Here is an 11,488-nt window from a genome sequence, read left to right as displayed (position 1 = left end):
CGGCACACGGCCGGGGGCGGGCCCATCGGGGCGGCGCCGGGTCAGCGGTCCCAGCGGTAGAACTCCCGCGCCATCGCGTCCTTCGGCTCCCGCCAGGTGGCCGGGTCGTAGGCCTGCACGTAGGCGGTCAGGCGGTCGCTGACGGTCCGGAAGTCCGGGTGCCCGACGACCTTGGCGACGGCCGGGCCCGGCGGGCGGTCGGCCTCGATGAGGTGCAGGTAGACGTCGCCGAACTGGAAGAGGCTGCGGCCGGTGACGCCGATCAGGTGCGGCAGCTCGCCCCGGTCGGACTCGGCGAACACCTCGGCGATGTCCGGCGCGGCCTCGGGCTTCATCCGGGCGACGATCAGCGCCCGGTGGACGCCGGTCACAGCTCCGCCGCCCGCTTCTCGACCTTCTCCCGGATCAGCTGCATCTGGATCTTCGAGTTGCGGTCGATGTGGCCGGTCATGCCCTCGTCGTCGACCGGGGCGGTGGGCTTCATCGCGAAGTCCTGGATCCAGCGCATCCTGGTGCCCGACGGCACCTCGGCGTACTCCCAGCGGATCTCCATGAACTCGAACGGGCCGGGTTCGACCCGGCGGGCGCGCACCGAGAGCGTGTCCCGGTCGGTCTCCCGCTCGGAGACCCAGCTCCACACCTGGCCGTTCTCGTCGGGGTGCATGGTGAGCCGGAACCGGACGAGGTTGTTCTGCCGGTCCAGGACCTCCACCGAGGCGTACTCGCTGAACAGCTGCGGCCAGTTCTCCAGGTCGTTGGTCATCTCCCAGACCAGGTCGAGCGGAGCGGCGATGACGATCTCGTTGTCGGTGTGTCCGGGCATCTCAGGCACCAGCCTTCGTGGCGAGGGAGGAGTTGACCAGTTCCAGGAACTCGGCCGGGGTCTTGGCCGACTCGGCGCCCGAGGTGACCTTGAGGCCGTGCCGGTTCTCCAGCTCGCCGACCACGCCGAGCAGGCCGAGCGAGTCGACGCCGAAGGTGTCGAACTCCGCGCCCGGCCGCGCCAGGTCGCCCGGGTCGACGGCGACGCCCGCCCGGGCCTGGAGCAGTTCGGCGAGTTCCGGATAACTGAGGGTGTTGCTCACGGGTGTTTCCCTTCGAAGGTGTGGGTGGTTCAGGGCCGCACGCGCCGGACCACCAGCGCGGAGTTGGAGCCCATCAGCCCGCGGCTGAGCACCAGGGCGGTGTTCAGTTCGGCCGGGCGGGCGCGGCCGGTCACCAGGGCGAGGTCGTGGCAGACCTCGGTGACGTTGGGGGTGGGCGGCAGCACGCCGTCCTCCATGGCCAGCACGGCGGCGGTCACGTCGAGCACCGGGGCGCCGCAGTAGGCCCGCCCCGTACCGGTCTTGGGCGCGGTGACCGGGACCCGCTCGGCGGCCGGCCCGAGCGCGTCGGCCAGCGCCAGGGCCTCCGCCCGGTCGGCGGCCGGCACGCCCAGGGCGTCCGCGAAGACCACGTCGATCTCCTCGGGCGCGATCCGGGCCTCGTCCAGCGCGATCCGGATGGCGGCCGCCAGCCCCTCCCGGGACTCCGCCCAGCGGGAGGCGCCGGTGAAGGTGGCGCCGTGCCCGGCCAGCACTGCCCGGACCCGGGCGCCGCGCAGGCGGGCCGCCTGTTCGTCCTCCAGCAGCAGCATCGCGCCGCCCTCGGCGGGGGCGAAGCCGCAGGCCTGCGCGGTGAACGGCAGGTACGCCAGCTCGGCCCGCTCGGCCAGGCTGAGTTCGGGGTAGCCGAGCTGGCAGACCATCGAGTACGGCGCCAGCGGGGCCTCGGCGGCGCCGGCCACCACCGCGTCGGTGCCGCGCTGGATCGCGCGGACGGCGTGCGCGAGGGCGTCCAGCCCGCCGGCCTCGTCGCTGGCGACCACTCCGCAGGGGCCCTTGTAGCCGCCGCGGATCGAGATCTGGCCGGTGCTGGCCGCGTAGAACCAGGCGATGGACTGGTAGGGGCCGACGAACTTCGGCCCCTGGCCCCAGAGTTGCTGGAGTTCGCGCTGGCCGAACTCGCCGCCGCCGGAGCCGGCCGCGGTCACCACGCCGATCGCGAAGGGCTGTTCCGGGTCGGGCCGGAACCCGGCGTCCGCCACCGCTAGGTCGGCGGCGGCCATCGCGTAGTGCGTGAAACGGTCGGTCTGCACCAGGAAGCGGTTGTCGATCGCCGACTGCGGATCGAACCCGTTCACCTGGCCCGCGATCCGGAGCGGAAGCCCGGTGCAGCCCTCGCGGGATATCCGGTCGAGGACGCTCACGCCCTGCCTGGTGGCCTTCCAGAAGGCGTCGGCCCCGACCCCGTTCGGTGCCACCACGCCGAGGCCGGTGACCACCGCCCGGCGGCCCTGCTGACGTGACGTCATGGAACTCACCCCGTTCTGTTGAGCACGACGGCGGACTGGAATCCGCCGAATCCGCTGCCGACCGAGAGGATGTGGCTCAGCGGCAGCTCGCGCGCGGTGCGCGGCACGTAGTCGAGGTCGCACTCCGGGTCCGGAGTCTCGTAGTTGGCGGTCGGCGGCACGACGCCGTGGGCGAGCGCCAGGGTGCAGGCGACGACCTCGATGGCGCCGATCGCGCCGAGCGAGTGCCCGACCATCGACTTGATCGAGCTCATCGGCGTCCTGAAGGCGTGCGCGCCCAGCGAGCGCTTGACCGCGGCCGTCTCGTGCCGGTCGTTCTGCTTGGTGCCCGAGCCGTGCGCGTTGACGTAGTCCACCTCGGTGCGGTCCACCCGGGCGTGGACGAGCGCGTGGTCGATCGCCCGGGACATCTCCAGCCCCTCCTTGGTGAGGCCGGTCATGTGGTAGGCGTTGCCGAAGGTGGCGAAGCCGCCGATCTCGCCGTAGATCCGGGCGCCGCGGCGGCGGGCGTGCTCCAGCTCCTCCAGCACCAGGACGGCGCCGCCCTCGCCGAGCACGAAGCCGTCCCGGCCGGCGTCGAAGGGGCGGGAGGCGTGCTCCGGGTCGTCGTTGCGCTCGCTGGTGGCCTTGATGGCGTCGAAGCACGCGACCGTGATCGGCGAGATCGGGGAGTCGGAGGCGCCGGCGACGCAGATGTCGGCGCGTCCCTCCTCGACCGCCTGGAAGCCGTAGCCGATCGCGTCCAGGCCGGAGGTGCAGCCGGTGGAGACGGTCTGCACCGGGCCGTGCGCGCCGGTCCGCTCGGCCACCGCGGAGGCCAGGGTGCTGGGCGCGAAGGCCCGGTGCAGCTGTGGCTCGGCCTGCCGGGGGTCCACGTCCCAGCGGGCTCCGGCCGCGCTCACCAGGGCGTAGTCGTGCTCCAGGCGGGTGGTGCCGCCGACGGCGGTGCCGAGCGAGACGGCGATCCGCCACGGATCCTCGGCGGCCAGGTCCAGGCCGGCGTCGGCGAGCGCCTCGTCGGCCGCGACCATCGCGAACTGCACGTAGCGGTCGGCCCGTTGGACGTCCTCGGGGCTCAGTCCGTGGGCCGCCGGGTCGAAGTCGACCTCGGCGGCGATCCGGGAGCGGAACCCGGTGGGGTCGAAGAGCGTGATGCCCCGGGTCGCGGTGCGGCCGGCCGTCAGCAGGTCCCAGAACGCCGGGACGCCGACCCCGCCGGGAGCGACCACACCGATCCCGGTGACGGCGACGCGCCGGGTCACGAGACCACCTTGGCGTGTTCCGGCGGTCCGGACGCCGCGGTCCCCTCGGTGCTCACGTGGCCGAGGTCGGGACGGGGGGCGAGCGGGCCGAGGTGGAAGACCATCCGGGCCTCGGTGTCGCCGACGTTGCGGAAGCGGTGGCGCATGTTGATCGGGATCATCAGGCCGTGGTCCGGCTTGAGCGGGTGGGCCTCGCCGTCCAGGTCCACCTCCAGGTCGCCGCAGACGACGAACACGAACTCCTCGGAGTACGGGTGGTAGTGCTCGCGGATCCGCTCGCCGGGCTTGACGATCGCCAGGCCCATGAAGCCGCTGGTCGCGCCGCAGCTGGTCGGGGTGAGCATGGTGCGCAGCTCGGCGCCGTGGCGGCGGTTCTCCGGTGCGTCGTGGACGCTGACGATCCGTGGGGACTGGGTGGTCATGGAGTTCTCCCGTGAAGTGACGGAGCGTCAGTTGTTGATCGGGTCGGCGGAACTGCGGTCGGTGACCGGGTTCATGGCGCGGGCGGCGAGGAAGGCGCCGAGCCCGGTGGCGGTGCGCAGGTCGCCCTGCGGTCCGAGGTCCAGAAGCCCGGCGAGCACGGCGGCCTGCCGGTCGTCGGCCACCCCGAGGGCGGCGGCCGGGTCGGCCTCGGCCGGCACCCGCAGGTCGACCAGGCGCACCACCACGTCCTCGCGGTGGAAGACGGTGGCGGCCGCGACCGGCCCGGTCGGGTCGGCGGTGGCCAGGTTGTCGTGCTCGGCCAGCAGCTCGGCCACGTCCTGTCCGCGGCCCGGACGGACCGGGTAGAGCACGGCGTGCCGGTGCAGCCGGGCGGAGGCGGGGGAGCTGGCGATCGCCTGGTGCCGGGCGGGCAGCGCGGCCCTGGCGAAGAACGCCCGGGCGGCCTGCGGGTCGCCCAGCTGCCGGGCCTCCTCCAGGTGCGGGTTCAGCGCCTCCTCGACGGCCCGCACCTCGGGCTGCATCGCCACGTGGCGCAGCGCGTCGCCGAGGTTGCCGATCACCTCGACGGCGCGGACCACCCGGTTGCCGAGCATGAACAGCGAGGTGCGGCGCAGCCGGGTGTGCTCGTCGACCTCGGCCCGGGGGGAGGCGTAGCCGGAGAGGATGCGGGCCACCTCGGGCTCGCTGCCGGGCTTGACGGTGAAGGTCAGCGCGTGGCGGACCACGCCGTCCGGGCCCGGAGGGGCCTTGGGCGGGCCGACGTGCCCGGCCGGGGTGGTGCGCGGCAGTCCGGGCGGCACCTCCATGGGTGCCCGGGTGCCGGTGGAGCCGGCGGCGGAGGTCTCGCGCAGCACGGTGTAGCGCAGCGAGCGGAAGTTGTCGCTGACGCAGCCGTGCATCGGCTTGACCATCTCCCGGTGGGCCGGGCTGTCCACCCACTCCAGGAAGGTCTCCTGGTCCTTCCACTCGCTGGTGATCAGCCACTGGCGCGGGTCGTTGATCGACTGGCACAGCTGGTCGCTGACGTGGCCGGGGACCGAGGCCACCTGGTGGCGCAGCTGCTCGTACACGTCGAGGAAGCGCTGCTGGGCGCCGTCCTGGATCTCCAGCATCAGCACCACTCGCAGCCGGGTGTCGGCCTCGTCCTGCTGCTTCGGCTGGGGTTCGGACAGAGTTGTCATGATCCACTTTCTGCTCTGGGCCGCACGCTGCGGGCCGTGTCGGCCGTGCCCGGCGGGTGCTCCCCGGCCTGGGAGGGCGGTGCGACGGCGGTTCGGCCGGGCGAGTCGGCGCCAGGCCTGAGGTCGATCGTGGGCGGCGCACCGGGCGCGGCGCGAGATTTGCGGGCCATCCGGGCGAAGGGGCGGCACGGGCCGCCTCCGGCGGGGGATGGAAGAGCGGGGCCCCGGCTGAGCGGGCCCGCCGAGGGCGGCGCCGAGCCCAATGGCCGGGCCGCGGAATCCCCTGACAGGGCGGAGCAATCGATGAATCCGAAGGTTGACGACCGGGTGCCGGTCCTGATCGTGGGCGGCTCGCTGGTCGGGCTGTCGGCCTCACTCTTCCTCGGCAGGCTCGGGGTCCGGCATCTGCTGGTCGAGAAGCACGCCGACACCTCGCACCACCCGCGGGGGCGCGGCAACAACGTGCGGACCATGGAGCTGTTCCGGGTGGCCGGGATCGAGCCGGCGATCCGCGAGGCGGCCTCGATCCTGGCCCCCAACCACGGCATCCTCCAGGCGCCCTCGCTGACCGGGGCCGAGCAGGAGTGGCTGTTCCGGGAGATCGACCCGGGCGGCCGGCTGGCCCGGTTCAGCCCCAGCTCCTGGTGCCTGTGCAGCCAGAACGACCTGGAGCCGGTGCTGCGGCGGGCGGCCCGCGAGCTGGGCGGCGCCCTGCGGTTCGGCACCGAGCTGATCTCCTTCGAGCAGGACGCGGACGGCGTCACCTCGGTGCTGCGCAGCCGGGAGAGCGGCGAGGAGCGGGTGGTGCGCTCGGACTTCCTGATCGCCGCGGACGGCCCGCGCAGTCCGGTCCGGGAGAGCCTGGGCATCGGCCGGTCCGGCAAGGGCGAGCTGTTCCACAACGTCAGCATCACCTTCCGGGCCAAGCGGCTGGCCGAGGTGGTCGGCGACCGGCACTTCATCGCCTGCTACCTGACCAACCCGGAGGCGGACGGCGCGCTGCTGCCGGTGGACAACCAGGAGGAGTGGGTCTTCCACGCGCCCTGGCACCCCGAGCACGGCGAGCCGCTGGAGGCCTTCACCGACGAGCGCTGCGAGCGGCACATCCGCACCGCCGTCGGCCTGCCGGAGCTGGACGTCGAGGTCACCGGCCGGGCTCCCTGGCACGCCGCCGAGCGGGTGGCCGAGCGGTACGGCGCCGGGCGGGTCTTCCTCGCCGGGGACTCCGCCCACGAGATGTCCCCGACCGGGGCGTTCGGTTCCAACACCGGCATCCAGGACGCCCACAACCTGGCCTGGAAGGTCGCCGCCGTGCTGTGCGGCTGGGCCGGGCCGCGGCTGCTGGAGACGTACGGGCAGGAGCGCCTCCCGGTGGCCCGGGTGACCGGAGAGCGGGCCTCGGCCCGGTCCGCCGAGCACAGCCACCCGGGCTACGCGGTGGCGCCGGGCGTGGGCCGGCAGGCCGGGGTGCTGGCGGTGGCGCTCGGCTACCGCTACCCGGTGGGCGCGGTGATCGGCGCGGACCGGACCGGGCCGGTGGTCCCCGAGCAGTTCGAGTCGGCGGGCGAACCGGGCAGCCGGGCCCCGCACCAGTGGCTGCGGCGCGCGGGCGTGAAGCTCTCCACGCTGGACCTGTACGAGCAGGCGATGGTGCTGCTCACCGGCCCCGAGGGCGGGGCCTGGCAGGCGGGCGGCAGGCGGGCGGCCGACCGGCTGGCCGTCCCGCTGGACGGCTTCCGGATCGGCGACGGCGCCGAGGACGATCTGGCGCCGGAGCCGGGCGCGGACTTCGCCGCGCTGCACGGCATCGGCCCGCAGGGGGCGGTGCTGGTCCGCCCGGACGGCTTCGTCGCCTGGCGCTCGCCCGGCCCGGCGCAGGACGCGGAGGCCGAGCTCGTCACGGCGCTGCGGACGGTGCTGAGCCTCTGAGGACGCGGAAGGGCCCGCCGGTCGCACGGCCGGCGGGCCCTTCCTGTCGGTCGTCGGCGGTCAGTGGCCGCCCTCGTCGACCACCTCGACGTCGGCGATCTCCTGCTCGATCGCGTCGGTCGGCAGCGCCACCCGGATCGCCCAGTAGTAGATGACCAGCGAGAACACCGACACCAGGGCCATGTCGGCCCACATCGGGATGTTGCCGGTGCCGTCCCCGAAGCTGCCCTGCCAGGAGATCAGGCCGAGGCCCACCAGGTAGGGCGGCAGCCACTGGGCGGACTTCCAGCTCAGCCGGGGCGCGTTCGGCAGACCCTTCTTGATCGCGTACGCGGCGTAGCTGCCGAGCAGGACGTAGCCGAGCACGATCGCGATGCCCAGGCGCGAGAGGGTGTGCCAGCCGGACCAGTAGATGATCAGGCTGGAGACCACGAACGCGGCCGGGGAGATCAGCTCGCCCGCCGGCAGCCGGTAGGGGCGCTCGTGCGCGGGCAGGCGGCGGCGCATCGCACCGAAGGCCAGCGGGGCGCCGGCGTACATCAGCACGCTGGCGGAGGTGATGAAGCCGACCAGCTCCTGCCAGCTCGGGAACGGCAGGAAGCAGATCACGCCGGTGACGAAGGCGATGACCAGGCCGAACCACGGCACGCCGTTCCTGTCGAGCTCCTCGAACCTCTGCGGGGCGTAGCCGTTGCGGCTCAGGCCGTAGGAGATGCGCGAGGTCGAGGTGGTGTAGATCAGGCCGCTGCCGCCGGGGGAGATCACGGCGTCCATGTAGAGCACCCACGCCAGCCAGCCGAGGCCGACCACGGTGGCGAGGCCCGCGAAGGGGCCGTCGATGCCGGGGAAGTCGAGCTTGTCCCAGCCGTTGGCGAAGGCGCTGACGGGCAGCGCGCCGATGAAGACGACCTGGAGCAGGGTGTAGATCAGGCTGCCGATGGCGACCGAGCCGAGCACGGCGCGGGGGATGTCGCGCTTGGGGTTGCGGCTCTCACCTGCGAGCTGGATGGCCTGCTCGAAGCCGAGCAGGGCGAAGATGATGCCGCTGGTGCTGATCGCCGCCAGCACGCCCTGGGCGCCGAACGGCGCGAAGCCGTGCGAGGTGAAGTTGGAGCCGTGGAAGTTGGTCGCGGCCAGCACGAAGATGGTGAGCAGCGGGACGAAGATCTTCAGCCAGGTGGCGATGTTGTTGGTGCGGGCCAGGACGCGCACCCCGAGGAAGTTCACCGCGACGAACACCGCCATGAGCACGGTGGAGACGGCGAAGCCGCTGGCCGTGAGGGTGTTGTTGTCGTTGAGCAGGCCGCCCGCCCAGGACCAGTGCCGGGCGTAGCCGATCATCGCCTCGACCTCGATCGGCGCGACGGTGGCCGCCTGCAGCCAGGAGAACCAGCCGAAGGACATGCCGGCCAGGCCGCCGAAGGCGTAGTGCGGGTACCGCGCGGTGCCGCCCGAGACCGGGAACATGCTGCCGAGCTCGGCGTGCACGAGCGCGAGCAGCACGATCGCGACCGTGCCGATGCCCCAGGACAGGACGGCGGCCGGACCGGCCGCCATCACGCCCTCCTTCGCGCCGAACAGCCAGCCGGAGCCGATGATCGAGCCGACCGAGGCCCACATGAGGCCGATGAGCCCGACGTGGCGGCGCAGTGAGCGGTGGGGAGTCCCGGAGGAGGAGTCGGTGCCCTGGTCGGGCGGCGAGATCTGGTTGAGGGAAGCCATGAACGATCTCTCTGTGGGTGGGGGCTCCGGGGTGGGCGGAGCGATGAGAGTTGCCACACACTAGGACTTTTCAGGGCCCCCTGCACAGATTTCATTACTGAATGTTTACATTCTTTTCTGGACGTCCCTGCAGGTAGGGGGCGTCGTTGTCCCCGATCTCTTACGTATTCGATCGACCCACTCGGAATTCGATCAGCGCCGAGTGGGGCGGCATGATAGACGGTCCTTTCGATGATGGGAATAGTGGTCTCCGTATAGCGGTGCGGTGCTAATCCACCAGATCGGACGGGTCGGTGTTGGCGCCGCAGAGCAGGACGGCGACCCGCTCGCCCTCGGCCAGGCCGGCGGCGGCGAGCGCCGTGGCGGCCGCGTACTCGACGGCGATCCGGCGGTCCTCCCAGAGCTGCCGACGGGCGCGCACGATGGCCTCGTCGTCGACCAGCACCGAGCGGACGCCCGCGTGCGCGGCCGCGTCCACGGCGAGGACGGTGGCGCGGCGGGCCCCGAGCGCGTCCTGGGCGACGGAGTCCACCGGGACGTCCACCGGGTGGCCCGCCTCCAGCGCGGCGTTCAGCGCGCGGCTGCCCGACGGCTCCACGGCGAGCACCCGGACGCCGTGCTCACGGGCCGCCACCGCCACCCCGGCGAACAGCCCGCCGCCACCGACCGACAGCACCACGGTGTCCAGCCCCGGCACCCCGGCGCGCATCTCCGCCAGCACCGTCCCGGCGCCGGCGGCGATCAGCGGGTGGTCGTACGCGTGCGAGGACAGCGCCCCGCTGCCGGCCGCGAACTCCTCGCAGGCGCTCAGCGCCTCCGCGTACTCCCGGCCCGCCAACCGCACCTCGGCGCCGTACGAGCGCAGCCGCGCCAGCTTCACCGGGGAGGCCGTCTCGGGCAGGAACACCGTTGCCCGGACGCCGAGTTCACGGGCCGCCCAGGCGCAGGCCAGCCCGGCGTTGCCGCCCGAGGCGATGGTCACCCCGCTGTCCGGAAGGGTGCCCGCCTCGGCGTGCGCGAGCAGGAAGTTCTGCGCGCCGCGGGCCTTGAAGCTGCCGGTGTGCTGGAGGAACTCCAGGGCCAGCCAAGTCCGCCCGCCGTCGTCCCCCGGCGCCACCGCCACCGGGCGCACCCGCCCGGCGATCCGCTTCCCGGCGGCCTCGACCTCGTCGTACGTCAGCTGGTCCATCGTGTACTGCTCCTTCGTCGAGTGGGGCGTTCCACCGGGAGCCCCCGGCCCGGTCGACCGTACGTCCCGTTCGTGGGCGAGGAAAAGATCGCGAACACCGCGGCCGGGCGGCGTAGGGTGGCCCCGTGCGTCTTGTGATCCTCCCCCCGCCGGCCCGCTAGCGGGCGGCCCACTCCACCCACTCCGGCCCGACGGGACCTGCCCGCGGCCGGGGCGATGACTGCCGCCCGCGTACCCGGCGGACCCGAACCGGCACCTCATCGTGGAGCACCGACGCATGACCCCCTCGTACACCGCCGTGCCCTTCCGGCACGGCCTCCTGTCCATTTCCGCCGCCGCCGTCGCCTGGGGCGTGGGCGGCGCCGTGTCCGCGCTGCTGATGCGCACCGGCGGGCTCGGCCCGGTGGGCGTCTCCTGCTGGCGCTTCGGCGTCGCCGCGCTCTGCCTGGCCCTGCTGCCGAGCCGCGGGCCCCGCGCCGACCGGGGCGCCGCCCGGTGGCACTCCGCGGCGCTGACCGGGCTCGGCCTCGCGGTCAGCCAGTGCGCCTACTTCGGCTCGGTGCACTGGGCGGGCCTCGGGCTGGGCACGCTGATCACCATCGGCGCCGGGCCGGTGTTCACCAGCCTCGGCGCCCACCTGCTGCTCGGCGAGCGGCTGACCCGTCGAGCGGCGGCCGCGGTGGCGTTGGCCCTGGCCGGCCTCGCCCTCCTGGTGGCCGCCCCGGCGGCGGGCCCGCGCCCGGCCCTCGGCGTCGCGCTGGCCGTCCTCGCGGGCGCCGGCCAGAGCGGCCTCACCCTCTGGGCCCGCAGCGGCGGCTCGGCCCGGGCCGGCACCGGCGCCTTCACCACCGGCCTGCTCTGCCTGCTCCCGCTCGCGGCCGTCCAGGGCCTCCACGGCCTCCTGCCGACCGGTGGCGACCCGGTGGTGACCGTGCCCGCGCTGCTCTTCCTCGGCACGGTGCCCACCCTGTTCGCCTACCGCTGGTACTTCACCGGCCTGACCAGCGTGCCCAGCACCACGGCCGCGGTGCTGGTCCTGCTGGAGCCCGCGACCGCGGCGGTGATCGGCGTGCTGTTCCTCGGCGAGCCGCTGACGGCGGGCCTGCTGGCGGGCTCCGCGCTGCTGCTCGCGGCCATCGCCGTGCTGGCGCGGGAGTAGCCGGGCGGGCGGCCACCCGGGCGGGCGCCCTGTGGTCGCCGGGGGCCCGGCGGCGTGCTGTCGTGGTCCGCATGAACAGCTCACTCCCGGCCCGGGTGGCCGCCGCGACCGCCTCCGTCCTCCTGCTCACCACCGCCGCCGGGGCCGTGGGGGCCGCCCCCCGGGCCGGGGGGGGGCCCGGGGGCCGGGCCCGCCCCCCCGCCCCCGGCCCGGGCGCCGGGGGGGCCCGGGGGGGGCGGGCGGCAGAGC

At 74.0% G+C, this 11,488-nt stretch carries 11 protein-coding genes; 2 read left to right on the top strand and 9 right to left on the bottom strand.

Features of this window, described 5'->3' with window-relative positions; genetic code table 11:
- Positions 1-41 precede the first annotated feature (41 nt).
- From ACIQOV_RS09220 to ACIQOV_RS09190, 7 genes are read right to left on the bottom strand one after another with little or no spacing between them, the layout of a single operon-like run.
- A complete protein-coding gene (locus ACIQOV_RS09220) occupies positions 42-371 on the bottom strand; it encodes a TcmI family type II polyketide cyclase (RefSeq protein WP_401046649.1) in 330 nt (109 codons plus the stop codon).
- Positions 368-823: an SRPBCC family protein gene (locus tag ACIQOV_RS09215; RefSeq protein ID WP_401046647.1), complete on the bottom strand. Its 456-nt coding sequence runs from the start codon at positions 821-823 to the stop codon at positions 368-370. Before ACIQOV_RS09215 ends, ACIQOV_RS09220 begins: the two co-directional genes overlap by 4 nt.
- Before the next feature lies 1 nt (position 824).
- Positions 825-1,085, bottom strand: coding sequence for an acyl carrier protein (locus ACIQOV_RS09210; RefSeq protein ID WP_401046645.1), 261 nt, complete (start codon positions 1,083-1,085; stop codon positions 825-827).
- 29 nt (positions 1,086-1,114) lie between these two features.
- Complete coding sequence (locus ACIQOV_RS09205; protein WP_401046643.1) at positions 1,115-2,353, bottom strand: beta-ketoacyl synthase N-terminal-like domain-containing protein; 1,239 nt, start codon at positions 2,351-2,353, stop codon at positions 1,115-1,117.
- Between the two features lie 5 nt (positions 2,354-2,358).
- On the bottom strand, positions 2,359-3,615 hold the full coding sequence (locus tag ACIQOV_RS09200; RefSeq protein WP_401046641.1) for a beta-ketoacyl-[acyl-carrier-protein] synthase family protein: 1,257 nt from the start codon (positions 3,613-3,615) through the stop codon (positions 2,359-2,361).
- Positions 3,612-4,037, bottom strand: coding sequence for a cupin domain-containing protein (locus tag ACIQOV_RS09195; protein ID WP_401046639.1), 426 nt, complete (start codon positions 4,035-4,037; stop codon positions 3,612-3,614). Before ACIQOV_RS09195 ends, ACIQOV_RS09200 begins: the two co-directional genes overlap by 4 nt.
- A 27-nt stretch (positions 4,038-4,064) precedes the next feature.
- Entirely contained in the window at positions 4,065-5,240 is a 1,176-nt protein-coding gene (locus ACIQOV_RS09190) for a SchA/CurD-like domain-containing protein (protein ID WP_401046637.1), read from the bottom strand.
- 303 nt (positions 5,241-5,543) lie between these two features.
- Here ACIQOV_RS09190 and ACIQOV_RS09185 point away from each other — a divergent pair, with 303 nt between their 5' ends.
- Positions 5,544-7,169, top strand: a complete 1,626-nt coding sequence (locus ACIQOV_RS09185; protein ID WP_401046634.1) for an FAD-dependent oxidoreductase — start codon at positions 5,544-5,546, stop codon at positions 7,167-7,169.
- 60 nt (positions 7,170-7,229) lie between these two features.
- Here ACIQOV_RS09185 and ACIQOV_RS09180 read toward each other — a convergent pair whose 3' ends face one another.
- Positions 7,230-8,891 carry an APC family permease gene (locus ACIQOV_RS09180; protein WP_401046632.1) on the bottom strand — a complete coding sequence of 554 codons (1,662 nt, stop codon included), beginning with the start codon at positions 8,889-8,891 and terminating at the stop codon, positions 7,230-7,232.
- A 268-nt stretch (positions 8,892-9,159) separates the two neighbouring features.
- The gene (locus tag ACIQOV_RS09175) at positions 9,160-10,080 is read right to left on the bottom strand and encodes a serine/threonine dehydratase (protein ID WP_401046631.1); all 921 of its coding nucleotides are present in this window, start codon (positions 10,078-10,080) and stop codon (positions 9,160-9,162) included.
- Between the two features lie 277 nt (positions 10,081-10,357).
- On the opposite strand from ACIQOV_RS09175, the gene ACIQOV_RS09170 reads away from it, so the two are divergent.
- Complete coding sequence (locus tag ACIQOV_RS09170; protein ID WP_401046628.1) at positions 10,358-11,239, top strand: DMT family transporter; 882 nt, start codon at positions 10,358-10,360, stop codon at positions 11,237-11,239.
- The last annotated feature ends 249 nt before the right edge of the window (positions 11,240-11,488 follow it).

This window comes from Kitasatospora sp. NPDC091257 (assembly GCF_044757675.1).
In the GTDB taxonomy this organism is placed as follows: domain Bacteria; phylum Actinomycetota; class Actinomycetes; order Streptomycetales; family Streptomycetaceae; genus Kitasatospora; species Kitasatospora lactacystinica.
The sequence above is the reverse complement of the archived record's forward strand: the minus strand, read 5'-3'. Positions and strand labels throughout refer to the sequence as shown.